At 61.1% G+C, this 25,455-nt stretch carries 16 protein-coding genes; 10 read left to right on the top strand and 6 right to left on the bottom strand.

Annotation, left to right across the window (positions count from 1 at the left end; translation table 11 throughout):
* Positions 1 to 83: 83 nt before the first annotated feature.
* Positions 84 to 977, top strand: a complete 894-nt coding sequence (locus tag C3Y91_RS17865) for a DUF2092 domain-containing protein (RefSeq protein WP_168575647.1) — start codon at positions 84 to 86, stop codon at positions 975 to 977.
* 1,227 nt (positions 978 to 2,204) lie between these two features.
* Here the strand turns inward: C3Y91_RS17865 and C3Y91_RS17860 are convergent.
* Complete coding sequence (locus C3Y91_RS17860) at positions 2,205 to 2,846, bottom strand: TetR/AcrR family transcriptional regulator (RefSeq protein ID WP_075224795.1); 642 nt, start codon at positions 2,844 to 2,846, stop codon at positions 2,205 to 2,207.
* 726 nt (positions 2,847 to 3,572) lie between these two features.
* Here C3Y91_RS17860 and C3Y91_RS17855 point away from each other — a divergent pair.
* Positions 3,573 to 3,767: a hypothetical protein gene (locus tag C3Y91_RS17855; RefSeq protein ID WP_018070855.1), complete on the top strand. Its 195-nt coding sequence runs from the start codon at positions 3,573 to 3,575 to the stop codon at positions 3,765 to 3,767.
* Between the two features lie 365 nt (positions 3,768 to 4,132).
* Here the strand turns inward: C3Y91_RS17855 and C3Y91_RS17850 are convergent, their stop codons facing one another.
* From C3Y91_RS17850 to C3Y91_RS17840, 3 genes are all read right to left on the bottom strand, one after another.
* Positions 4,133 to 4,351, bottom strand: coding sequence for a hypothetical protein (locus tag C3Y91_RS17850; protein ID WP_018070857.1), 219 nt, complete (start codon positions 4,349 to 4,351; stop codon positions 4,133 to 4,135).
* A gap of 1,132 nt (positions 4,352 to 5,483) precedes the next feature.
* On the bottom strand, positions 5,484 to 11,042 hold the full coding sequence (locus C3Y91_RS17845; RefSeq protein WP_168575646.1) for a trifunctional serine/threonine-protein kinase/ATP-binding protein/sensor histidine kinase: 5,559 nt from the start codon (positions 11,040 to 11,042) through the stop codon (positions 5,484 to 5,486).
* Between the two features lie 863 nt (positions 11,043 to 11,905).
* Complete coding sequence (locus tag C3Y91_RS17840; RefSeq protein ID WP_018070861.1) at positions 11,906 to 12,544, bottom strand: response regulator transcription factor; 639 nt, start codon at positions 12,542 to 12,544, stop codon at positions 11,906 to 11,908.
* 425 nt (positions 12,545 to 12,969) lie between these two features.
* Between C3Y91_RS17840 and C3Y91_RS17835 the strand changes: the two genes are divergently transcribed.
* The 6 genes from C3Y91_RS17835 (at position 12,970) to C3Y91_RS17810 (ending at position 21,107) form a co-directional block, all read left to right on the top strand.
* On the top strand, positions 12,970 to 13,365 hold the full coding sequence (locus C3Y91_RS17835) for a response regulator transcription factor (protein WP_018070862.1): 396 nt from the start codon (positions 12,970 to 12,972) through the stop codon (positions 13,363 to 13,365).
* Positions 13,366 to 13,896: 531 nt separating this feature from the next.
* Entirely contained in the window at positions 13,897 to 14,961 is a 1,065-nt protein-coding gene (locus tag C3Y91_RS17830; RefSeq protein WP_168575645.1) for an efflux RND transporter periplasmic adaptor subunit, read from the top strand.
* A gap of 1 nt (position 14,962) precedes the next feature.
* Positions 14,963 to 16,063 carry an efflux RND transporter periplasmic adaptor subunit gene (locus C3Y91_RS17825; RefSeq protein WP_018497375.1) on the top strand — a complete coding sequence of 367 codons (1,101 nt, stop codon included), beginning with the start codon at positions 14,963 to 14,965 and terminating at the stop codon, positions 16,061 to 16,063.
* Positions 16,060 to 19,110 (top strand): efflux RND transporter permease subunit, encoded by a 3,051-nt coding sequence (locus C3Y91_RS17820; protein WP_018070865.1) that lies wholly within the window; start codon positions 16,060 to 16,062, stop codon positions 19,108 to 19,110. The genes C3Y91_RS17825 and C3Y91_RS17820 overlap by 4 nt, the downstream gene beginning before the upstream one ends.
* 1 nt (position 19,111) lies before the next feature.
* Positions 19,112 to 20,401: an alpha/beta hydrolase gene (locus C3Y91_RS17815; RefSeq protein ID WP_168575644.1), complete on the top strand. Its 1,290-nt coding sequence runs from the start codon at positions 19,112 to 19,114 to the stop codon at positions 20,399 to 20,401.
* 67 nt (positions 20,402 to 20,468) lie between these two features.
* Positions 20,469 to 21,107 carry a TetR family transcriptional regulator gene (locus C3Y91_RS17810; RefSeq protein ID WP_168575643.1) on the top strand — a complete coding sequence of 213 codons (639 nt, stop codon included), beginning with the start codon at positions 20,469 to 20,471 and terminating at the stop codon, positions 21,105 to 21,107.
* An 18-nt stretch (positions 21,108 to 21,125) separates the two neighbouring features.
* Here the strand turns inward: C3Y91_RS17810 and C3Y91_RS17805 are convergent, their stop codons facing one another.
* Positions 21,126 to 21,593: a cupin domain-containing protein gene (locus C3Y91_RS17805; protein WP_024323938.1), complete on the bottom strand. Its 468-nt coding sequence runs from the start codon at positions 21,591 to 21,593 to the stop codon at positions 21,126 to 21,128.
* Positions 21,594 to 22,037: 444 nt separating this feature from the next.
* Between C3Y91_RS17805 and C3Y91_RS17800 the strand changes: the two genes are divergently transcribed.
* Complete coding sequence (locus C3Y91_RS17800) at positions 22,038 to 22,856, top strand: sugar phosphate isomerase/epimerase family protein (protein WP_168575642.1); 819 nt, start codon at positions 22,038 to 22,040, stop codon at positions 22,854 to 22,856.
* A 312-nt stretch (positions 22,857 to 23,168) separates the two neighbouring features.
* Here the strand turns inward: C3Y91_RS17800 and C3Y91_RS17795 are convergent, their stop codons facing one another.
* The gene (locus C3Y91_RS17795) at positions 23,169 to 24,212 is read right to left on the bottom strand and encodes a zinc-dependent alcohol dehydrogenase family protein (RefSeq protein ID WP_168575641.1); all 1,044 of its coding nucleotides are present in this window, start codon (positions 24,210 to 24,212) and stop codon (positions 23,169 to 23,171) included.
* A 349-nt stretch (positions 24,213 to 24,561) separates the two neighbouring features.
* Between C3Y91_RS17795 and C3Y91_RS17790 the strand changes: the two genes are divergently transcribed.
* Positions 24,562 to 25,449: a branched-chain amino acid aminotransferase gene (locus C3Y91_RS17790; RefSeq protein WP_130654998.1), complete on the top strand. Its 888-nt coding sequence runs from the start codon at positions 24,562 to 24,564 to the stop codon at positions 25,447 to 25,449.
* The last annotated feature ends 6 nt before the right edge of the window (positions 25,450 to 25,455 follow it).

Raw genomic sequence — 25,455 nt, 5'->3', positions numbered from 1 at the left:
TCCAGCACCCTGACCAACTCTACCTCGCGACGAGCCACAGTCGGCTCGCGCTATCTCGTTCTTGAGTATCAAAGGAAATGAACATGGAAGTCTATAATGGTTTGCGGCGGGCCCTCTTGAAGGCCCGGCGACCGTCTATCGCCACCAGTCCGTCTGTTGACCGCGCAAGCGTGCGCCGGGTGACCGCGACACTGCGGAATGCGCTCCAGACTACCGCGCTCGGCATGATCGTAGGATTCACCGCGCTGCCGACAGCCCGAGCGGATGAGCCGACTCCGCCCGTAAAAAAAGCGGTCAGCGACGAGGCCGCGACCGCCGTTGCGCAGATGGGAAAGACGCTCCTTGCCAAGGACCTGACGATCACGGCGAGAACGATCAGCATTTACCTGGATCAGTCCGGACAACCGCTTCACATCTTCCATACGATGAAAATCACGGTGCGTCGTCCCGACCGGATCGCCGTCGAGTTCGACGGCGATGACGGCAAGCACGATTTGTTCTACGACGGTAAGGCGGCATCGGTCTTCTTTCCCGACAGCAAGCACTACGCGACGATCCCGGCATCGGGCGACATACCATCTGCGCTCAACGAGGTGGCAACCAAGCTGGACGTCGATTTTCCGCTCGGCGTGCTTTTCGGAGTCTCTCCGGACAAAGTCCTGCTGAGTGATGCCATGGCCGCCTGGCAGGTGGGCACGGCCACTGTCGACGGCGTCGAGTGCCGGCATCTGTTTTTCTCTCAGAAGTCCGGCATCGATCTCGAATTGTGGGTCGAGAAAAATGGCGCAGCGACGCCGCATCGTCTGGTCGTCACATACCCGTTGCTGCAGGGGCAACCCAGCTTCGTTGCCGAATTCACGAGTTGGCAGACCAAGTCCCCTCTGTCCGACTCCGAATTCACCTTTGAACCTCCCGCTGGTGTGAAAAAGATTGAGCCGACTGCGGCCGCCGCGCCGGAAACGGAAAGGGCCAAGTGATGACCTATCTGAAGCGCACCTGCTTTGCTTTTCTCGCCTTGACGGCCATTACATCGGACGCGGCCTTCGGTCAGTTTGCACCGCCGCCCGGCGGCCCACCGCCCCTGCCGTCTGGAGGCCCACCACATCTGCCGTCGGGAGGGCCGGGAGGGCTGCCACGTCCACAGATGCGCGGCATACAGCGTCCGCCGATGGCCCATGGCCGCCCGCCGATGCACGTGCAGAACCGTCCACCGGTGAACCCTCGTACTCGTCTGCCAAATGTCGGTGGCGCCAAGGGGCGATTGGCGGAAGGGCCTGGCCGCGGACGGGGCAACCTGTCCGGAAATATCCGCAACACGCTGAACTCAGGCGGTAACATCAATGGGAACCGCGCCTTGATGAACTCCGGGGGCAACATCGCCGCAAAGGACTCGGGCAACCTCACCGTCAACAACTCTGGCGATCTCAAGGTGTCTGGCAACGGCAACGGATACTTTGGCCGTGGTTATTATGGTCGTGGGGACCACGGCGTTGGAGACTATGGTCACGGAGGGTATGGCCGTGGAGACTATGGCGGTGGAGACTATGGGCGTGGATACTATCGCCGCGAAGCCTACGTCCTGGGCGGGTATGCGGCAGGCGTCGTCACCGGTGCTGCGGCAGCCTCGAGCACGGGCGGAACGACGTATTCTTCCTATGGATACCAGTCTGGCTCCGCTACGGGCTCCTCTGGCACGGCGTCCTCGAGTTCGTCCCACGGCAGCGCGGGCTCTGCTAACGGGGCATCGTCGGGTTCGTCTCACGCTGGTTCTTCTGGTTCGTCTGACGCCAGGTCTTCAGGCTCTTCTGGCGAGGTATATGCGAGCTCTTCGGATCAGAGCCGCTCCGGCCCGTCCGTTGGCGGCGGGACGAACCAAAGCGGCGGCAATAGCGGCTCCCCGTCTGTGAATCCTCTGATTGCCGGCCTGTTTGAGAGCCTGCCGCCAGAGGGTACGGCATGGACATCGGAAGAAGCGGTCGGTTGGCTTCAGGCCGCAGCCGCCAATCTACGGATCGTCTATAAGATCCAGGGAAATATCTTGGTGACGGGTGAAGTTCCATCGTCGAATTACGATCGCGTGCCTGGCGGGAATTAGGTTCCGCTCGGCACCGGAAGGAGGTTCAGGCCGGACGTCGCACGACGCATCCGGCCTTGCCACGCATCGAAGACTGCCAAGCTCCCCTCCGCTGACGTACTTCGCCAGATCAGTACCTGCGTCCCGAACGCTGCACGAGTCCGCTCATCACGAGGTCGATGTGCGCCTCAACAATTGCCTTGCCGTCGATCGGTTTTCGACCCGCAAACATGAGACGCCAGACGGCAACGTGAAATATCGAACTCGCGAGTACGTCCGGCGCATGGGCCGCCGCGTCTTGCCGAAACTCTCCCGATTTCACGCCTTGCTCGACGAGGGCCGTGAGGGCAGCAAGCGTCGGCGCGATGAACTTGCCATGATAGAAATCGACCGCTTCGGGAAAGCGAGTGCCTTCGGCGAGGGACAAGCGCAGAAGTTCTCTCGTCTTTCGGTCGTTGGCCGTGCTTTCATAGGAGATCAGCAGCAGGCCTCGTATCCGGTCGGCGCAGGATCCACGAAGGCTGCCGATGGCGGTCGACAGGTCCGCGGATGACGTCGAGGCCTGGCGAAACATTTCCTGGAAAAGAACTTCCTTGGTCGGGAAATAGAGGTAGACCGTTCCCTTTGTTATCCCCAGTCGGCTTGCGACGTCTTCGACACGCGTTGCCGCATAACCTTTCGCCGCAAATTCCTCGAACGCGGCCTCCAGTATTTCATCAGGACGCCTTGCCTTCCGCTCCGCCCTTGATGTTTTCTTTTCGACTCGTTTCATCACATCCCATTGGATTCTTTGAGAATATCCGGTGACACACCTTTAGTGGGTGTGCGATCCACAGTGGCAGCAGAGACCTGGTCGTGCGTGCTCATCTTGCAACGATGTTGCGTGTGTCAACATATTTGGCCTAGATATGTTGACATCGCCCACTTTACGCATGCAAAGTGGGCGTTGTCAACATCGGACGATGGCCTGTTACACGCAGCAAATTGAAGCTGGCGATTCGCGGCGTCGTAGCGTTCGTCCCACGGGGGCTCTTCGGATTCGTCTCTCGCAAGATCTTCAGGCTTGTCCTGGGGGGTATAGCCGAAGTCCGAACGTGCAAGACTCTTGGCTGGCGGAAGGCAGCTTCGAATTGGTCATCCGGACACCTACGAGCGGAACTAGGTGCAAGCCGCGGCACCACGTGCCGCTCGCCATCAATGGGGACGATGCGAGCTTTTGGAAGGCTATACGAATAGATAGCATGCCTGATTCCAACGCATCTCTTCATTAGCGGGTACAAAAATGCTCTACTGTGAGCGCCTTCTTAAAGGCAACGAGCCGCCTAACTCTTTGTGGTGCAACGGTTCCTTTACCACCCGCTGAATGGGAGCCCTCTTTCTCTGCCGAGCTGCCGCCTAGCGTCATGAGCCTCGCAGATGTCCAAGAGCCACCGGGCAGTCATGTCTTGTAGACCGCTCACAATTGACGAAAGTCATTACCACACGGAGGCCGTTCACGATGGCAGCGCCGAGATATACCCGTTGTAAGAACCTCAATATTTACTGGACTGTGGTCGATAAAGTCATCGGACAGCCGGCCATCATCGATGGGTTTGTCATGGACATGCTCACCGCCGAGGAGGCCGATAATTTGGTCGATCTACTAAATCGTGGCAACCAAGAGAGCCTCTGGTGTTTTGCAGAACGATGTTAGAAGCAATGGTCGATGACCGGCGTGCTCGTACGGCCCTCAGACAGACTGAAAACCTTGAGCTCGACATCCTTTCGACTAGGGCGTTCATCGGATGCTGGAAACTGAATTCGGTGTGGAGAATGCAGCCGACGTTCGGATGATCATCAAAATTGACGCTGGCGTGAACGAGCACGGCAAACCCAGGATTCCCGACCCCCCGCCTGAGGACCCCATCTGCGTCCGAAAGCCGTAACTTGTTCGCTTTCGGTTGCGGTGGCATTTACTATCCAATTCCGGATAATCCCTCGTCGGTTCAATTCCTTTAGAACTTTGCGAAGCCTGCCATTTCATTTGGCCGTCGGGCTATGCATCGATATGCTTGGACCTCAATTCCCTCGGCCAAGAATATTGAGGGCGTCGTGCAATCTAAGGGCAGCCAGCGCCTTCGTTGCCTCGTCGGCCGGCCATCCGGCTTCCATTGCCGCCGACAGCAGGGTGGCGTCGGTGTGAAGCTCAAGTCTCTCGTAGAGGGGCTCAAGCGCTTCTCGGGCGGTAACAACGTGCTCGTCTGGAGGCGTGATAGGAGTCGGAGATACCGTCGGCATTCTGCGTCCCTTCCTAACGGTTTTAGAACCTGAAAATCGGCCATGGTTCCAACGTCTAGTGAATGGCTGCCGACGCCGGTGCCAACATGACCAGCCTGGGGAAGCCAGCACTCATGAGCAAAAGGTAAAACAAGCCGCGTAGCTCCGCCATCATACTTGTGTATGCGCAAGTTATACGGAGGCAGCATCAGGCGGGCTGCTAGGGTGCTATGCTCGGCTCGGCCGAGGGCATTTTATCGGCAAGGAGCGGGTGGTGGTCTGATTTCCGGCAGCAGGCCCGACGAGGGACTCCTAAACCCCTGTATAAGGCATCCCCTCCTCTTCGCTACCCGATCCTTCCTCAAGATCAATAGCCGGTCGAGCGGCGTCCTGTTACGGTCAGGGCACTTTATTCCGCGCGGCAATGTCATCAAGCTCGCGAAGGAGTTCATCACGCCTCGTGATGCCTGCATCAAGAACAGACTTGAGACCGGTTCGCCAACGATAGGTGGCCGGCGAGCCGTTGGGGTCGGACCATTTGCCTCTTCGCTCCTCCGCGTTCTTCTAAGGATTGACACCATGACACATGACCTCCACCGCATCCAAATCGAGCTGGTCCCATTGACGCTTTTTCCCAGCGCATATGGGGACGCCGGGCCTCGGGCTCCGGGCTCTCCGCTCCACATGCCGCCAGATATTTCATCACGGCCGACGACAGACTTGGAGGCTCATTTGATGATGTTTTCCGTCATGCCGCGCGAAACGATCGAGTGTCCCTGGGGGCAAGCTATGCACGCCTGGAGATCTGTCTTTACCCTATACGTTACTGGAACCCAATTCAGTCTTCTTTGCTACTCCGCCGGGCTTGTCCGTCTCCTGGACGACCTCGGGAGTCTTACCCCTTCAGTGATTTCCGCGACCATGCATTAAGCCAGAGCCGCGTCTTGGGTCCAGAATTGAGGATCATCGAGCTTGGCGCCCGGCAGCTTCTAGCTGGTGCAGACATGTTGATGCTCCCCACCGCCCCATCGGCCCGGTCGCGGCGTCGTGAAAATGAATCCAGCTCCGGCCGCACATTGTTCGTCTCGTGATGGAGACCAGAGGCCCTGCCTAAGGCCTTCAGACTGCGCGAGACCTACTTGCTGCGAGTGCTTCAGCCGGGTGTTGGTCCTACGCAGTTTCCCAACACCGCCATTTCGTCGGCTGGCTTTGCGCCGATCGTTTCATCTCGTTGGAGAGGCAGGCTGAACAGAAACAGTGCCCCACGAGGGTCATTGGCGGCGGCCCACATTTGGCCCCCGTGAGCCTCGATGATTGAACGGCAGATCGCCAGGCCCATACCCATGCCGCTGGATTTGGTCGTGTAGAATGCCTCAAAAAGACGGTCCATGGTCTGCGGGTCCATGCCTGGACCCGAGTCGCGTACCCCGACGACCACGCCTCCTGAGGCCGCTATCTCGGTGCTGATCAGCAACTCGCGCTCTTCCGCATCGATGCCGCTCATCGCCTCGATGGCGTTCATGATCAGATTTAGGACCACCTGTTGCACCTGGACGCGATCTCCTTCCACGGACGGGAGACTCGTCGCGAATTCGGTCTGCAGCGTGACGCCTTGCCGGAGCACTTCACTGCCGGTCAAGGCAATCACGTGACGAATGGCTTCATTGAGGTCGAACTGCCCCTTGCGAGGGGGCTCCTTCTTGACCAAGGCACGGATCCGGCCAATGACATCGCCGGCCCGATTGGCGTTATCCACGATCCGGCCGAGCGCCTGAGCCACTTCCTCCAGATTCGGCGGATGGCTGCCGAGCCAGCGCAAGGCCGCCTGGGCGTTGGTGAGCGACGCGGCGAGCGGTTGATTGACTTCATGGGCGATGGATGCAGTGAGCTGCCCCATTGTGGCGACGCGGTTTGCGTGGGCCAGTTGCCCCAGCGCCTCGCGCAGGGCTCCCTCGCTCTCCCTTAACGCCTCTTCGGCCTGCCGGCGCTCCGTCAAATCGAGGACGAATGAGACACCTTCGTTCCTGCTTTCTTCTAGCAGTGCACCGCCGATCAGCACGGGCAGACGGCTGCCATCTTTCCGAAAGTACTCCTTCTCGAACGGTTGGACTGCCCCGATCAACTTCAGCTCCCCGATGGCCCGTGCGTCGCGGTCGCGCCATTCGGCCGGCGTCAGTTCCGTCCAACATAGCCGACCAGAGGCAAGATCCTCTCGGTCGTATCCCACCATGCGGAGGAACGCGTCGTTGGCCTCAAGAATGCGACCTTCGATGTCCCAGATGACGATTCCGATGATGTTGGCCTTGACCAGGCGACGGATCCTGGCTTCGCGTTCAGCGAGATCGCGGTACAACCGGGTATTCTCCAGTGAGATCGCCGCCTGAGAGGCGAGCAGCTTCAGCACCGCGATCCTGGCCGGCGCAAAGACCCGAGGGGCGAGGTTGTTTTCAAGATAGAGTACCCCGGCCAGTTGGCCCTGATTGAGCAACGGCACACAGAGAATAGAACGAGTACGGTGCTGACAAATGTAGGGGTCCGCGGAAAATGGGTTCTGAGCTATGGCGTCGTCGAGAACCACGCTTTCGCTTGTGCGCAAGACATAATGAAGGAGCGATTGCGGCAGGGCGGTCCCTGTCGCGATCTCGTCACACATCTGCACCACGACCGTTTCGCCGCCCGTCGTGGCTTCTGCCGTGATCCGCGACTCACCGCCACGCGACAGGATCAACAAGCCGCGCTCGGCGCCCGCCTGCTCAACGGCGGTGCGCAACACGGTGTCGATCAGCTTTTGAAGGACAATCTCGCCCGACACCGCTTGCGAGATTTTGATAACGGTTGCGAGATCGAGTTGTTCGACCGGTGCACCAATGGTGCTTGTCGGAGAGGGAACGCGCTCTTCCCCTCTCAGGTCAGGATAGAGTTGGTCAAGTTGCCGCACCTTACCGTCGGCGCCCCAGCGCCGATAGCAGCCACGCGCATTGCGGAGATAGAGACGTGCGAAATCCTCGAAGCCTCCCTGCGCGTAAAAGCGGGCGGCAAGTTCATATGCGAGGGCTTCATGATGAACGAAGCCGTTTGCGCGCGCCGAGCGGATCGCTTGTTCGTAAAGACGCACCGCGTCGATTTCGCGGCCTTCGAGGCGTGCTATTTCGGCGCCGACCAGCGCGGCTCGGTTCTCGAAGTTCTCCGGGCAATTCTTCGCATAGATCTGAAGCTGTCGGTGGTGGGCAACCAGAGCCTCCGTATGCCGCGCCCGCGGCTCAGCCACAGCATAGTCGCAGCATGCGGCGCGGGCCAACGCACCGTAGAAATGATGCTCCGGCGTTTCTTCGAAATGCGACACCGATGTCCATGGCAGCCTCTGCGCCCGCAATGACGCATCGACGGCCGCCTCATAGTCGCCGGCAAAGAACCGCGCCTGCAGTTTTCTGACAAAGTAGCAGGTTTCCGCAAGATTCGGATTTTCGGAAAACCGACGTTCGATCTCAAGTTCGTCAAATCCGTCGTCGTCAAAGGAGCCGAATTTCCGGGTCAACCCGCGCAGCGTCCGGACGAGTCCGAGTTGCGCACTGGCGAGATCCATCACGAACTGGAACCGCACCTCCTGCGCAAACGTGAGGCCAATCTCCGCTTGGCGCTGCACTTCCATAAGCGGATCTCCCGCGGCCAGCAGGTTCGAGTTCAAACTGACATGGCTGTATCCGGCAAACGTGAGGTCGCCGCACTGGTTGGCAATTTCAAGCGCTCGCCGCAAGATGTCGCGGCCGGTTCGGACATGTCTCGTCCACGGTATGACGTGAGCCCCGAAGTCTTTGTAAGTCCTGGCCTGAAAGCGCTTCAGGTCGTGCTTTTCGACCAGATGGCAGCCTAGCTGACCAAACCGGAATCCGGCCTCATAGTCGCCGAAGCGCGGTCCGGCAATATAGCCAAGCGACACATAATGGTAGCAGGAGCCGTCACTGTTGCCTCGCTCGAGGCTCAGGTTCACAGCCAGGCAGATTGCCATGCAAGCCAGATTCGCATCCGTATGCCATACCGCCCCAACGAGCCGGGTGAGAATATCCAGCGTCGAGGCGGATGCTGGGTCGCGCATCAACGGCAGATCAATGAGTTCCTCGATCGCGCGGCTGCCGAGCTGCGACCATATTCGGCCGTATTCTCTTTGAACCTCCTCGTCGGCCGGATGCGGCGCCCAGTCGATGCCGAGATGTTGCCTCACATGGTCGAGACCGACCGCGGCCGACCGGCCGGTCTGACCGAGCGCAGCATAGAGATCGATGCGCAGGCAGGCGACAGCAGCCTGATCGTCGGAGCAGACAGCACGATTGGAAAGCTGTGCTAATCGCTCCTCCGCGTCCGGCAGCGCGCCAAGGTGGAACTCGCATTCGGCTCGGTTCAGCTCAAGCGCGAAGGTCAGTTGGCGCTGGCGCTCCCAGGCGTCTTCCGGCAGCAGCGTCGTGCCTGCAACAAAATAGTTGAGTGCCGAGGCGTATGCCGTCGACGCCGCTGCGCGCTTGCCGGCAAGCAGATTGAACTCGGCCAGTTGCTCGCGCTCCTTAGTTGAGGTGATCAGAGCGGCTCCCCGATTGAGCTGGCTGACAATCTCGAAAACATAATCGTCAATCAGCTCCGGCGCGGTGTTCGCCGCAAGCAACCTCCCAATGCGGAGGTGCAACTCGCCGCGTCGCTCCTCCGGGATTAGCGAATAGGCGGCTTCCTGAACGCGATCGTGGACGAACCGATATGCGCCTGCCAACCCCTCGAGCAGTTCATGAGCGACGGCGGGCCATAAGGCGCCGGCGACTTCTTCCTCCGGTATCCCGAGGACGAGCGAAAGCGTCGCAATATCTGCTATGTTTCCAAGACAGGCGAACTGCTGCAGCGCCTCCCGCGTTTCGGGCGGCTGGCGCTCGAGCTTGCCGACCATGAGGTGCACGACGTTGTCGGTGTATCCCTTGGCGTGAATGCGCCCGAGATCCCAGGACCAGCATGCCGCGTCATGATCGAAGGCGAGCATTCCCTCTTCGGCGAGCGAAAATAGGAACTGACGGACGAAGAGCGGATTGCCGCCGGTCTTGTCGAGCATCATTTGTGCGAGCGGGGCTGCACGATCGGTCTGACAGTGGAGCGCATCTGCAATCAACTGCCGGAGATCGTCTTTGGTAAGCGGCGCAAGGGTGATCTCCGCTACCTTGCCGCCGGCGGTTTTGATCGCGTCGAGCTTCCGCATCAGCGGATGGGCGGCGGTGACTTCGTTGTCGCGATAGGCACCAACCAGCATCAGGTGTTGCAGATCCGGCCGGGTCAAGAGATCTTCAAGCAGATCGAGCGTCGCCGCGTCGAGCCACTGGAGATCGTCGAGGAACAGCGCCAGCGGATGCTCCGGCTGGGCGAAGACACCGATGAACCGCCGGAATACCAGCTCGAAACGCCGTTGCGCCTCCTGTGGCGGAAGTTCGGGGACCGGCGGCTGGTCGCCGATGATGAGCTTCAGATCGGGGACGAGGTCGACCATCAGCCGTCCGTTCGGTCCCAGCGTCTCCCTCAGCGTCTCGCGCCAGAGTGCCAAATCGGCGTCGCTCTTCGCGAGAAGCTCCCGGACAAGGCTCTGAAACGCCTGTGCAAGGGTCGCATATGGAATATCGCGCTTATACTGATCGAACTTGCCGGACGCAAAAAGGCCGCGCGGCGGCGCCAGAGCTTTGTGAAGTTCATTGACCACCGCCGACTTGCCGATGCCGGAATAGCCAGAGACCAACACCAACTCAGGCGCGCCGCTCGACACCACGCGGTCCCAGGCAGTGAGCAAGATCTCGACCTCGTGCTCTCGCCCGTAAAGCTTCTCGGGAATCAGCAGGCGGTCCGGGATGTCGCGTTCGCCGAGCGGGAATGCGTCAATCCGGTGCTGCATTTCCCATTGGCTGAGACAGTGGCTCAGATCGTGCTCGACGCCGCCTGCCGTCTGGTATCGTTCCTCAGCCGTCTTGGCGAGCAGCTTCATGACGATGGCCGAGACTGCCGGTGAAACATCCGCCACCCGCTCGTTGGGCGGCGTCGGCTGCCGTGCAATGTGGCAATGCACCCATTCCATCGGGTCGGAGGCGGAGAACGGCAGGCTGCCGGTCAGCATTTCGTAGAGTGTCACGCCGAGCGCATAAAGGTCGCTGCGGGAATCGATCGAGCGGTTCATGCGCCCGGTCTGCTCGGGGGCCATATAGGCGAGCGTTCCGGCGACCACTTCGGGCGGCTCGTGAGTCTGCCGCTCGCGGGAGAGGCGCGAGGCGATCCCGAAGCTTGTTAGCCGCACCTCGGCGCCCGTGCCCGTTACCAGGATATTGGCCGGTTTGATGTCCTTGTGGACGAGACCGCGCTGGTGGGCCCCACGGAGCGCAGCGGCGATGCCGATCCCGAGGCGCAGGAAAAGCTCCGTTTCCATAGCCGTTCCGAGCCGCCCGGCGAGCGGCTCGCCGCCCGGATCTTCAAGCACCAGCATGGTCCGGCCGCCTTCGCGCACCAACTCAAGCGGTCGCACTGCCCATGCGCTATCGAGCTCATCCTTCAATGCATATTCATGGTCGAGGCGGCCGAGGCTCGAAGGCGTCGGGTATTCGAGCGTCGAAAGCACGACCAGTACCGGGTTCCACTTGCCGTCGGCACCCCGGCGCCGTTCCCGATGGAGCACGCGCTCACCGTCCTCCCAAAAAACCTCCAAACTCCCATCTCCACCAACACCGAAGAAAGAGGATGTGCCTGCTTGCCGACTTCGTCATCTCGCCTGTCGCATTTGGCACTGCCACTTTCGTTTCGGGAATCCGTCCGTCAAATTGGCCAAAGTGAGCACATGACGAACCGCGACCACTTCCCCACTTTCTTACCACATCTCGCCTGTTCGTCCCAACAACGAGCGGCCATCACCCACCCGTTCGATACGTGGTCCACCGCTACGAAAGACCGCCCAACGGCTGCTGGGCGGTCAGGCGGATCGTGGACCCGCAGAGCTTCGGATGGAGGGAGCGCCGAAGCGTGGTGGTAGCAACGGGGGGATTCGCGACCTGCCTGTCCCGAGGCAACGAGTAGAGGCTAGCGATGGAAGGGACGACGGGAAATTATACTGTGGTATCGTCTTGCGATACTTTGGAATACCGGCACCGACACCCATCAGCGCATTCCGCTCAGCGATTGACATGTCGGCGACGTCATCCGTGGCCCGACAACGACTGGGCCGACAGTCTCTCTCCTTGTCTAACCCAGCAGGCCGGCAGGTGGTACGGCCGCGGTGTCGCCGAAGATAAAAGGCGAGCACAACATCGGCGTGCTTCGTGCCTGTCGTACCGTCAGGTGCGATTCGTTGTCGGTGTTGAAGTCGAAAGTGTCTGCCGGCTCTGAGTCCAAAAAGGAGCCTCCCGCGGGGGTAGGGAGGCTCAAGGCGGGCCGATCGGGACGATACGGCCTGGGAGGAGGTGGAGAAGGAAAGGAGCCTGCATCATAGAGGAGAGCTCCCGCCGGCGCTATTGGCCACCAGGACGGTTCGATTACCAATGAGGAGGGGGTAACCTATACGCGCAGCCAAGACCCTTACGAGTGCGTTTGCGGCTTTCCCGGCGCGAGCATCAGTTTGTCAGCCATACGCGCGAGTTCGGGCAGGGATCTGGTACCCATCTTCTGCATGACCTGGCTGCGGTGAACCTTCACGGTAATCTCGCTCACGCCTAGATCGCCGGCAATTTGCTTGTTAAGCCGTCCGGTCACCACCAAAGCCATCACCTCGCGCTCCCGCGGCGTCAGGCTATCGAAACGCGCGCGCACCGTCGCCAATGACTTTTCATTTTCAAGCCACACGCGGTCGCGCGCCAGGCCGACGTGAACGGCGTCGAGCAAATCCTGGTCTCGGAACGGTTTCGTTAGGAACTCGACGGCGCCCCCCTTCATCGCCTGGACAGACATGGGAATGTCGCCGTGCCCGGTGATGAAGACGATCGGCAACTGAATATTTTCTCGCGACAGCGCAAGCTGAAAATCAAGGCCGCTTTGCCCTGGAAGGCGGACATCGAGCACGAGACAGGTCGGTCCGTCGGGTCGCCCAGATCTGAGGAAGTCGCCGACCGAAGCAAGGAGGTTGACGGCAAAGCCGACGGAACGCAGCAGACTGCCAAGCGCCTCGCGGATCTCCGGGTCATCATCGATGACAATGATGGTTGCTGGCGCCTCGGTCAATCGTCAGAACTCCCAAGGTGATTCGACGTCTTGGGAATATATACTATCGAGCCCCACTGCAGCGGCAGCGGGCGAGGCCAACCAGCATAAGCATAGCGCCGGTCACGCGATGAGAACACTCCTCCTGTCTCCTTCGCTATTGCCGAAACGGGTCCTCTTTCGCACACCAGAATGCGCGATAATTACCTCGGCCACAAGGCTAGATGCGGGCGGCCCCAAAAGCGCTTGCGCGTCCAGCTGTCTGCCGTGGCATGCCGATGCGCCACATGCCCGGCGATGCCGCGCTCGTCGCGCAAGTCTTAGACACGCTATACGATTGTATAGCTTGCGACGCCTTTGTCGCCGTTCAATACTAAATCCATCCAGTCAAGCGCGCCACAACGCTAATTCGGCACGATGCCGGTCGGCGAAGTTGGGAGGCGGCAGTGCCAACCAAGAGACCTCTGATTGCGATCGTCGACGACGACGAGTCGATACGGGACGCTATAAAGGGGCTCATGAGGTCGATGGGATTTGACGCCGAGTCCTTTTCATCCGCAGATGATTTCTTGATATCTCCTGATGTCCGCCGCACGGCCTGCCTCGTGACGGACATCAATATGCCTGGAATGAGCGGACTCGATCTGCACCGCCGGCTCGTCGCGCTGGGCAAGAGCATTCCGACTATTCTGATCACCGCCTTCCCGGAAAAGAATATGGGCGCGTCAGCGTTGGGCGCGGACGTCGTCGGCTGTCTGACAAAGCCGTTCAACGGACAGACTTTGCTTGATTGCATCCGTTCTGCGCTGGCTCTCAATGGCGAGGGCGAAAGCGGTTCATGAGGTCGCAAAGACCTGTCCGAGGCAAAGCGCGCCGCCCTGTAAGCATTTGGCCGGTGACGGGCAGGGGACCGTCTCGCCCGGTTCTGAGACAGTGTGAAGTAAGGACGACGCTCGAGGCTTTTGAGCAAGGCCCACCGCCCGCCCGCTGTCGAACCTGCTGACGGGGTCTTAGACGGCCTGCCATACGTCGTGTTGTGACATAATCAGGCGCTCGCGCGGCCGGTCTGCAACCTTCTCAATGCCCCCTCGGGCGAGGGGCGGTTAGGCAGGCGGGGGAACGCTGGGGGCCGCAGCGCATCGGATCTAGAGCCACCCTCCGGAAAATCCCGCGCGACCAGTGGCTTGCAGCCATTCCACTCGAACTCGATGTTGCGTGTGTCAACATTTTTGCTTTGCGATGTTGACATTGCCCACCCCAATCTTTAAGTGGGCGTTGTCAACATCGCAAATGGCCCTCATTCGCAATCAGATTGAAGACTGCGGCGAACACCGTGGCTCTCCTTTTGGTCGCAAACCGTACCGGAGCAAAAAATGCAGTCCTTTCGATTGCTGGGAATTGGTCTCGCCTGCGCAGTTCTGGCTGCTTGCGAAGAAAAAGCCGAAGTTGTGCCGCCGCCGCAGCAGGTCCGCGTCGTCGCGGCCGCCGAGGCTCAGTATCAGCCGGGTGCGGAAATCACCGGCGAGGTGAAGGCTAGGGTTCAGACCGACCTCTCCTTTCGCGTCAGCGGCCGGGTTCTTGAGAGAAGGGTCGACGTCGGATCGCATGTCCACGCCGGCGACGTCCTTGCCCGCCTCAACGACACGGAACAACAGGCGGATGTCAGCGTCGCCCGCGCCGCGCTGGAGTCGGCGCAGGCCATCGTTGCGCAGAAGACACTCGCCTTCGATCGAGCCAAGTCGCTCCTGCAGTCGCAGGCCGTTCCGCGGGCGGTCTTTGACGATGCACAGAAGGAGTTGCTGAGTGCGCGGGCTTCCCTCGAGGCGGCCGAGGCCGCGCTCGCGACGAGCGAGGACGCGCTGTCCTACACCGAGTTGAAAGCGGCTGCAGACGGCATCATCACGGCGCGCGGCATCGAAGCCGGGCAGGTGGTATCAGCAGCTCAGTCGGCCTTCACGCTCGCCCACGACGGACCGCGGGATGCGGTGTTCGACGTCTTCGAGGCATTCTTTCTGGATGGCCGGCCGCGGAACGACGTCGAGGTCGCACCGGTCTCCGACCCCTCGCGCGACGTCCATGCCAGCATACGCGAGGTCTCGCCCGTCATAGACGCGAAGGCAGGCACGATCCGGATCAAGGTGGGGCTCCAGGACGGCGCGCCATGGCCGCTCGGAACGCCTGTCGTGGGCAAGCTGCGCGCCTCGCCGCGCGACGGCATCGTGCTGCCCTATACCGCAATCGCATCAGCCGAAGGCGAACCAGCCGTGTGGCTCGTCAACACTCAAAACCAAACCGTTTCGCTCCGGAAGATTTCGGTCGACCGGTACCGCCAGAGCGATTTCGTCGTCACCGGCGGCGTCGCTGCACAAGACCTGATCGTCACCGAAGGCGGAAAGCTTCTCAAGGAAGGCCAGGCCGTCGCCTGGGAAGGCAAGTGAGATGACCCTCAATCGCATATGCACCTCTCTCCCGCTTCTTTTGTCAGTGTCGCTGCTTGCAGGCTGCGATCAGAACTCCGTCGCGAGGGAGGAGCCGGCCCCCCGTCCTGTCAAAGTTGTCATGGCTGCGGCCGAACAGGACAAAGCGGTAAGCTCGCCCGGCGTGGTGCGAGCCCGCATCGAGACTGACCTGGCGTTTCGGACGCTCGGGCGAATGGTCTCTCGCAAGGTCGATGTCGGCGACTTGGTGCACAAAGGCGATGTCCTGGCGGAAATCGATCCTCTCACTCTGCAGCTCGCGGTCAGGAGCGCGGAAGCCGAACTGCGCAACGCCCAGGCGCAGTTGGAGAACGCGGCGACGACGGAAACGCGCAAGCGAAGGCTCGTCCAAAGCAATGCAGCGAGCGTTGCCGATCACGATCTTGCCGAGCAGCAGCTCAAGTCGGCTACCGCCAATGCTGCGAAAGCGACGGCCAGCCTTGCGAAGGCGCATGAGCAGCTAGGCTACGCCGAACTGAGGGCCGAGTTCGATGGCGTCGTGACCGCCACGTCCGCGGAAATGGGTCAGACCGTCTCGGCCGGCCAACCGGTCTTGAAACTGGCACGCCTCGAGCAGCGCGACGTGGTCGTCGACGTGCCGGAAGCGCAGTTCAGTCGCGTTCGCCTGGACGACCGCTTCAATGTCGCCCTCCAGCTCGACAGCAGGATCCAGGCGACTGGGGTGGTCCGCGAGATCGCACCGCAGGCCGATCCCAATACCCGCACTTATCGGCTGAAGATCGGGATCGATCAGGCGCCGGACATCTTCCGCCTTGGCGCCGTGGTCACTGCGACGCCGCTTGTTGTCGGAGAAGGGAAGCAGGCGATCATGCTGCCGCTCTCCGCCATCCGCCATGAAGGCGGGACCAGCCAGGTATGGGTGGTAGATCGCTCGACGGCCACTGTCGCTCCGAGAACGGTTGAACTGGAAGGTCCGGCGTCCGCCCCCCGTTCTGTCCTGGTTCAAGCGGGGCTGCGGGAAGGGGAAGAGATCGTCATAGCCGGAATCGATGAGCTCACCGATGGACAGAAAGTGCAACTCGGACAGGAGCCACGCCCGTGAATAAATTCAACCTTTCTGACTGGGCGCTCGAGCATCGTTCTCTTGTCTGGTACTTCATGATCATGTTCGCGGTGGCGGGCGCCTTTGCCTATCTCGGACTCGGCCGCGAGGAGGATCCGTCCTTTACGATCAAGACGATGGTGATCCAGGCCCAGTGGCCGGGCGCTTCTGCCCAGGAGGTGACGCAGCAGGTTACCGACCGCATCGAAAAGAAGCTCCAGGAACTCGACAAACTGGAACATACCCGCAGCATTACGACTGCCGGTCAAACGATCGTCTTCGTCGATTTGCTGCCGGATACGAACGCGCGGGACGTAAAGCCCACCTGGTCGCGCGTCCGCAACTTGATTGACGACATCAAGCACGAATTCCCCCAAGGCGTGGTCGGCCCCTTCTTCGATGACCAGTTCGGCGACGTCTATGGCAATATCTTTGCCTTCACGGCAGACGACCTCAGTCAGAGAGAACTGCGCGATTTCGCAGAGGGTGCCCGAACGCAGATCCTCAACATCCCCGACGTCGGCAAGGTCGACATCGTCGGCGCACAGGACGAGGTGATCTACCTCGAGTTCTCCACCCGCAAGATCGCCGCCCTCGGCATCGACCGTTCCGCCATCATTGCCACGCTCCAGGCGCAGAACGCAGTCACCCAGTCCGGCTTTGTCGAAACGGGGCCGGAGCGGGTCGCTTTGCGGGTCGGCGGGCGCTTTATTTCCGAAGACACCTTGCGCGGGATCAACCTTCGGGTAAACGACCGGTTCTTCCCGCTGACCGACGTCGCAACGATCACCCGTGGTTACGTCGACCCGCCGACGTCGCTCTTCCGCTTCAATGGAAAGCCGGCGATTGGACTGGCGATCGGCATGAAGACCGGCGGCAATGTGCTTGCCTTCGGCGAAGCGCTCGAAAAGACGATGACCCGGATCATTCAGGATCTGCCGGTCGGTGTCGCCGTCGAACAGGTCTCGGATCAGCCGAAAGTGGTTGAAGAGGCAGTCGGCGGCTTCACGAAAGCCCTGTTCGAGGCGGTCGCAATCGTGCTCGCAATCAGCTTCATCAGTCTGGGGATGAGGGCCGGCTTGGTGGTGGCAATCGCAATCCCGCTCGTTCTCGCCATAACCTTCATGGTCATGTTCTACACCGGCATATCGCTGCAGCGCATCTCGCTTGGAGCGCTGATCATCGCGCTCGGCCTCCTCGTCGACGACGCCATGATCGCCGTCGAGATGATGGTTGCACGGCTGGAAGCGGGCGACAATCTCACGAAGGCCGCCACCTACGTATACACATCGACGGCGTTTCCTATGTTGACCGGCACCCTGGTTACGGTCGCGGGCTTCATCCCCGTCGCTTTCAACAAGAGCAACGCGGGCGAGTTCACCTTCACCCTGTTCGTCGTCATCGCGGTTTCACTCGTCGTGTCGTGGGTGGTCGCCGTCGTGTTCACGCCGCTGATCGGCGTGACCATTCTACCGAAGACGATGAAGAAGCACGCCGAGCACAAGGGTCGGTTTGCCAAAGTTTTTTCCAGCCTTCTGCAATTCTGCCTGCGCTGGCGCTGGATGACGATCGTCGCAACGGTCCTTCTCTTCGCGGGATCGATCGCCGGCCTGTCGATGGTGCAGCAACAGTTCTTCCCGAGCTCCGATCGCCCGGAACTGATCGTCGACTGGAACCTGCCACAGAACAGCTCCATCGCCGAAACGAGCCGCCAGATGGGCCAGTTCGAGCGTGAGATGCTGGCCGGCAATCCTGGCGTCGAGCATTGGTCGACATATGTCGGGAGGGGTGCGCCGCGCTTCGTTCTTTCCTTCGACGTGCAGCCGGCCGACGTTTCCTTCGGCCAGACGGTCATTGTCACCAAAGGACTCGATGTCAGGGACAAGCTGAAGCAGCAGATGGAGACCTACCTTCGGAAGACGTTTCCGGGAACGGACGCCTACGTGAAGCTTCTGGACATCGGCCCTCCGGTTGGCAAGCCGATCCAGTACCGCGTGTCCGGCGAAAATCTGCAGACGGTGCGCGAGCTGGCACAGAAGCTGGGCTCGATCGTCGGCGCCCATCCATCCCTCAGGAACCTTGCCTTCAATTGGAACGAACCGGCCCGCGTCGTGAAAATCGACGTGCTGCAGGACAAGGCCCGACAGCTTGGCGTCTCGTCCCAGGACATCGCGATGGCGCTCAACACCGTCGTACAGGGGAATGCCGTGACGCAGGTCCGCGACGACATCTATCTGGTCGACGTCATCGGGCGTGCCGCGGAAAAGGAGCGCGGCTCGATCGACACCCTGCTTGACCTGCAACTGCAGAGCAGCAGCGGTCAATCCGTCCCGCTGTCATCGGTCGCAACCTTTCACTACGAGCTCGAACAGCCGACAATCTGGCGGCGTGACAGAATTCCGACCATCACGATCAAGGCCGGAATCGGCGATGCGACGCAGCCGGCGACCGTCGTGAAGGCGCTCTCCGACAAGGTTTCGGCATTTGAAAAGACACTACCGGCCGGGTATTCGGTCAAGATCGGCGGCGCGGTCGAGGAAAGCGCCAAGTCGCAAGGTCCGATTGCGAAGGTGGCGCCGGCTATGTTCGTCATCATGGCGACGCTCTTGATGATCCAGCTTCAGAGCTTCCACAGGCTATTCCTGGTCTTCTCGGTGGCTCCGCTGGCGCTCATCGGCGTCGTCGTGGCGCTGCTCGCCAGCAACTCGCCGCTCGGGTTCGTCGCACTGCTGGGCGTGCTCGCGCTGGTCGGAATCCTCATCCGCAACTCCGTGATCCTGATCGTGCAGATCGAGGAGCTGCGTGCAGAGGGAATGTCGGCATGGAAGGCGGTGGTGGAGGCGACCGAACACCGCATGCGACCGATCATGCTTACTGCCGCGGCGGCGACGCTGGCCCTGATCCCGATCTCGCATGAGATTTTCTGGGGTCCGATGGCTTACGCGATGATGGGTGGGATCGTCGTCGGAACGGCGCTGACACTTCTCTTCTTGCCGGCGCTCTACATCGCCTGGTTCCGGATTCCTCGCGAAGTCGAGCAGCACTGAGATGACCACATCCCTCTCACTCCCTGGGCACATTGCCCAGGGTCTCACCGGCTTTGGATTTGGGTTCGTCAAGGCGATCGCTGCCCGCGTGGGCCGCGCCGTCCCGGTCCTTGTGGCCCTGTCACTCGTTGCATCGGGTTGCGCCAACCGGGTGCAGGATGTTCTGCAGCCTCTCGCCGTGGCCCCGGCCGGCACGAGCCGGGTCACCATGCTCGTCGCCACAACACGCAAGCCTTCGGAGGATCCCGGCAAACTCTTTTCCGGCGACCGCGGGACGGCGATTTCCCTTAACAGCGTCGACGTATCCATCCCGCCCGATCGGGACCGCAAGATCGGGGAGGTGCAGTGGCCGTCCCGCATGCCGCCCAACCCGCAAAAGGAGTTTGCAGTCACGCAGGTTGCTAAGGTGCAATCCGAGGGCCAGGCGTTCGACTGGTACCGGAAGAATCGAAACACGAAGCATCAGGTCATCATTTTCGTGCATGGCTTCAACAACACCTACGCCGACGCTGTCTTCCGCTTCGCGCAGATCGTCCATGACTCGGGAACCGACGCCGCGCCGATCCTCTTCACCTGGCCGTCAAGGGGCCGTGTCTTCGATTACCTCTACGACAAGGAGAGCGCCAACTATTCGCGTCGGGCTCTGGAGGATCTGATCCTCCAGGCTGTGAAAAGTCCCGACGTCTCCGATGTGACGATCCTCGCCCATTCCATGGGCGGCTGGCTTGCGGCCGAGGCGTTACGCGGCGTCGCCATGCGCGAGAAATCAATCCCGACGAAGGTGAAGAACGTCGTTCTCGCATCGCCGGACATCGACATCGACGTGTTCCGTCGCCAGTTCACCGAGATGGGGCCGAAGCGGCCGCACTTTGTGATTTTGACATCGACACGCGACAAGGCGCTGGCGATGTCGAGCTGGCTATCGGGTGGCGTCAACCGCGTCGGCGGGTCCGATCTCAGACCTTATGCGCCTCTTCTCGACGAACTCGGCGTTTCCGTTATCGACACGAGCGCCATCGCGACGAACGATCCGCTCGGCCACAATGCCTTCGCAGACAGTCCTGAGATCGTGCGCCTGCTCGGGCGGCGGCTGGCAGGGCAGAGCCTCGAGGGCGGAAAGGCGAGCGTTGCCGATCAGATCGGGATGACAGCGGCCAATTTCGCCGGCTCGGCAGCGCGCGTAGCCGTTGCGGCTCCAGTCGCGGTCATCAGCCCGGAGGCGCGAGAAATCCTGAAGCGAGAGCTCTCCTCGAATGGGGGAAAGATGGTGGATGGCCAGATCGCGTACTGATCGTCAGCCGCCTCGATCAGACGCTGTCTGAGACCCGCCCAGCATGCGGACTAGATAGGATTGGCAAATGGAAATTGGCACGACTGTAAAAAACCAGCCGCAGACTGGCTATTGCTCCTCGATCATCGAAGCCGGCACGGCAGCGTGCCGGCTGTACGGGCTCTCGAAAACAAACGTCGTCGACATCGCTCGACTACTGGGGAAGTCGCCGGCCAGTGTGTACAAAATCTTCCCCTCCAAGGCGGCGATTTGGGATGCCATTGCCGGGAATTTCTTCGAAACTGACCTCTGCTTCACCCCGTCTGCTGGCGGCGAGCTCACCAGTGCGGCGAGCCGCCTGAAAGAAACCGCGCTCGGACAACACCGCTTGATGCTGCGAGCACGTCACGGCGATAGCCAGATGTTCGACCTCATTGTTCTCGCCGCAGAAGGCAATTGGCCATCATTCAGAGACCACCTGAAGCGACTTCAAGCGTATGTGGGAGAGCTCGTTGCTACCGGCATCGCGACTGAAGAGTTTGCTCCGAGGAATGTTGACACGGCCGCTGCCTGCTTTTGCGCATCCATCATCTCCTTATGGGACCCCAGAATTATTGGCGCCGTGCCTGTGAACCACAATGAGCTGTCACCTCATGAACTCGCTTCCTTCGCAGTTGCAGCTCTCCGGCCAAGCTCCCCGGGCGAGGAGAGCATGGCCGCGGAATGACGCCACCGGATGCGGCCGCTAGGCCGCGAGAATGGTGATCCCGTAGGCATTGGCGGCCGCCGTCATGCGGGCGATGGTGTCCGCCGAAGGGCTGGCCTTCGGCGGCTCGGTTGCGCCTTCCGCTTCGATGAACTCGGCCATGTCCCGATCGACGACCGCGGAAAAGACCACGGGGACGGTTCCGCGGTTGGAATAGCCGTGCACCATGAAGGGCGGGATGGTGACGATGTCGCCGGCGCTGGCCTCGATCTCTTCGGGGCCGCTGTCGCTCAGGCGCCAGATCGTCAGGTTTCCCTCGAGGATGCGGAACACTTCAGGGCTCGCATGCGCATGTTTCGGCGTCCGGCTGCCTGATGGCACGGTGACGTCGAAGATATTGAGCCAGGCTCCGCTGATTCTAAGCCGCCGCTCGACCCGGTCACCGAGGACGAAAAACCGCTTTGCCTCATCGCTCGCAGGCATTTTCACAAATGAGTTGGACATCATGTCTCTTTCTTTTTCTTACAGGGCTTCTTCTTATGGGCTTTTTCTTGCGGGCGCAGCCGTTAGACCTTTGCGACGCCTTTGACAACCCGCCCTGTTGTTGAGGGTAACATCGCCGAGCGCTTTCAAAGAACCGCGCTATATCAGCCGAAGCGCTGAACAAACGGCTCCGTTGCCAGGGGTTCAGAGCCGCTCGCGCGCCATTGCGTCACGAGACTGTCGGGGCCGATATCGGTACTTCGGGGCGTTTCCGCAAGGCCCGCCAATGCCACATCAGCTATGCGGAAATGACTGAGGCCCGAGGGTTGCGAAAGGTTCTGCGCCTGTAATACCGCCGACACAGAAGGGGTGCATAGAACGCGGCGGCTGTTCTTGGCCTTCCCTGGGGCCGTCCTTCCACGCCGTCCCGGCATTCACATTGATCATTCACATTGATGGAGCGCATCCATGTCCTCTCTTCCCGTCGTCGGCGCAGCCATGACGCTCGATGAAGTCGAACTTCACCGTGATTGGCTCTTCGAAAAGTCCCGCGATCTCGAATTGCAGAGCTTCGTCGATGCCGAGATTCTCAACGGCGACTGGGCGCCGCTTGCCGCCCGCGCCAGGCGTATTCTCGACGGTCATGGCGGCCGCCTCGGCATTCACGGCCCGTTCTGGGGCTTCACCATCGCCTCGGAAGATCCCGATATCCGCGCCATCGTCACCCGGCGCCTGCTGCAGGGCCTCGATGTCTGCGCCGCCATCGGCGCGACCCATATGGTCATCCACAGCCCTTATACGTCCTGGTCCTACAACAATCTCGACGACAATGCCGGCGCCCGCGAAGCTTTGGCCGAGCGCACGCACATGACCCTGCGCGACGCCGTCAGGCGCGCCGAGGATATCGGCTGCACCATGGTCATCGAGAACATCGAGGACAAGGATCCGCATATTCGCGTGGCGCTTGCCGAAAGCTTCAATTCGCCCGCCGTCGCCGTCTCGATCGATACCGGCCACGCCCATTATGCCCATGGCTATACCGGTGCGCCGCCGGTCGATTATTACGTCAAGGCCGCCGGCAATCGCCTTCAGCATGTCCACCTGCAGGATGCCGACGGATATGCCGACCGCCACTGGAGCCTCGGCGAAGGCACGATCCGCTGGCATGCCGTCTTCGCAGCCCTTGCCAAGCTCGAAAGCAACCCGCGCCTCATCATCGAGATCAAGGACAAGTCAAAGATCCCGGCTTCATCAGCTTTTCTCGCCTCGATCGGCGTGGCTGAATAGCGTCTGTTGCCCGCCTGCTAAGGTCGCGGCTTGCTCCCTCTTCTCCCCAGCGGGGAGAAGGTGGCCCGAAGGGTCGGATGAGGGGGCCACACGGCACGTCATTCATTATTGCTCTTCGCTCTCGCTCAGCGCATTCGCTCCTGCCGTCGCTCACCCCCTCATCTGCCTGCCGGCATCTTCTCCCCGCTGGGGAGAAGCGGAATCGTGGCAATGTCTCGGTCCCTTTCTTTTCAGCCGGAGCAAGACAATATCGGACGAAACCCGCTTGCTCTCCCACCTTTGCTCGCCACTCGAGGGGAGGGCGAAGCTCCCTCACGAAAACCGGGTAATCACGCTGATCCCCGTCGCCTCCGCCTTATCCAGCGCCATCAGCGCCGGGATGGCCTCCTCGAGGCTGATGCGGCGTCCGATCAGCTTCTGCGGCGCGATCTTTCCGGCCGAAACCATCGACAGCATGGCGTCGTATCGCCAGGCCTGCATGCCGTGGCTGCCGTAGATTTCCAGCTCGTGGCCGATCACCTGTGCCATCGGGATTTGCGGCGCCGCATGCTCGCCGAGCATCAACCCCACCTGAACATGCCGCCCGCGCCGGCGCAGGTTCTTTATCGAGTTGAAGCAGGTGACGGGATGGCCGAGCGCGTCGATCGAGACATGCGCGCCGCCCTTGGTGATTTCGCGCACCGCCTCCGCCACGTCGGCGACGCCGGATGCATTGACCGTCGCCACCGCCCCGCACTCCCGTGCAAAGGCAAGTTTCTCCTCGGAAATGTCTATGCCGATCGCATTCGCTCCGAGCGCCGTGGCGATCATGATCGCCGACAGCCCGACACCGCCGCAGCCATGCACGGCGATCCATTCGCCGGGCCTGGTGCGCGCCTGGTCGGCGACGGCGCGAAACGAGGTGGCGAAGCGGCAGCCGAGGCTTGCCGCCGTCGCATCGTCGATCGTATCGGGCAGGTGCACCAGATTGGTGTCGGCATAATCGATCGCCACATATTCGGCAAACGACCCCCAATGGGTGAAGCCCGGCTGGAACTGGTTCGGGCAGACCTGCTGGTTGCCGGAATGGCACTCTCCGCAATGGCCGCAGCCGGAAACGAAGGGCACAGTCACCCGGTCGCCCACCTTGAAACGCATGACACCGCGGCCGGTGGCGACGATCCTCCCGGCAAGCTCATGTCCCGGCACATGCGGCAGCCGGATATCCGGGTCGTGCCCCATCCAGCCGTGCCAGTCGCTGCGGCAGAGCCCGCTGGCCCCAACGGATATGACGACACCGTCCTCTGTCGCTGTCGGATCGGCAACGGTGCGGATTTCGGGCGCCTGTTCGAAGGCTTCGTAAAACATGGCTTTCATCGGCGTCTTCCCTTGCTGCCGAATGCATGTCGCCCGGAAGTGTGCAGCGGTTCCGGGATAATGACATGCATAAAAAAGAGCTTAAGAGCGTGGCATGGATAAAAGTCGATGCGACGCTCTTAAGCGGCGGTTCCACCCATCATCGCATGCGACAAGTAGCCATTCCAACCTTCCATTCCATCATTTTTGCTGATGCACCCATCGCTGAGGCCCGTGTGACTGCGCACGAATATTGCGGCTTCGCACCCGCTTCCGGCATTTTCTTGCTTCCGCGTTTCCTGCCCCGATTTGTCCTTGACCCGGCTAGCCGTGGCGGCTTTTCCTTCTCCGGCTTCAGGAGGAAACCATCATGGCCGTCGATACAACACCCCGTTCAACCACCTGGACACATGTCGACGGGGAATGGCTCCCCGGCAATCCGCCGCTGATCGGGCCGACCTCGCATGCCATGTGGCTCGGCTCCACGGTCTTCGACGGTGCTCGCTGGTTCGACGGCATCGCGCCGGATCTTGACCTGCACTGCCAGCGCATCAACCGCTCGGCGCTCGCCATGGGCCTGAAGCCGGTGAAAACAGCCGAGGAGATTGTGGCACTTGCCTGGGAAGGCGTCGCAAAATTCGATGGCGCGACACCGATCTACATCAAGCCGATGTATTGGGGCGAACATGGTTCGCCGGGCAGCGTCGTCTCCGTCGATGGGGACTCGACCCGCTTCGCGCTCTGCCTGTTCGAGGCGCCGATGGGCGGCCATGGCGGCACCAGCCTCACCGTCTCACCCTATCGCCGCCCGTCGCCGGAAACGGCGATGACCGAGGCGAAGACCGGCTCGCTCTATCCAAACAGCGGCCGCATGATCGCCGAAGCGCGCAGCCGCGGTTTTGACAATGCACTGGTGCGCGACCTGAACGGCAACGTCGTCGAGACCGCCTCTTCGAACGTCTTCATGGTCAGGGACGGCGTGGTGTTGACACCGGCCGCCAACCGCACCTTCCTCGCCGGCATTACGCGTTCCCGCGTCATCGGCCTGCTGCGCAAGGCCGGTTTCGACGTGCATGAAGCAACGCTCTCCGTCGAGGATTTCATGCAAGCCGACGAGATCTTCACCACCGGCAACTATTCCAAAGTCGTCGGCGTCATCCGTCTCGACGGCCGCGACCTCCAGGAAGGCCCAGTCACCCGCAAGGCGCTGGAACTCTACATGGACTGGGCCTTCGGCAGAAGCGAGAGTGAAGAGTGAGCCACG

This window comes from Rhizobium ruizarguesonis (assembly GCF_012349115.1).
Taxonomy (GTDB): Bacteria; Pseudomonadota; Alphaproteobacteria; order Rhizobiales; family Rhizobiaceae; genus Rhizobium; species Rhizobium ruizarguesonis.
Note: the sequence above shows the minus strand (reverse complement) of the source record. Positions and strands in the feature narration are given on the sequence as shown.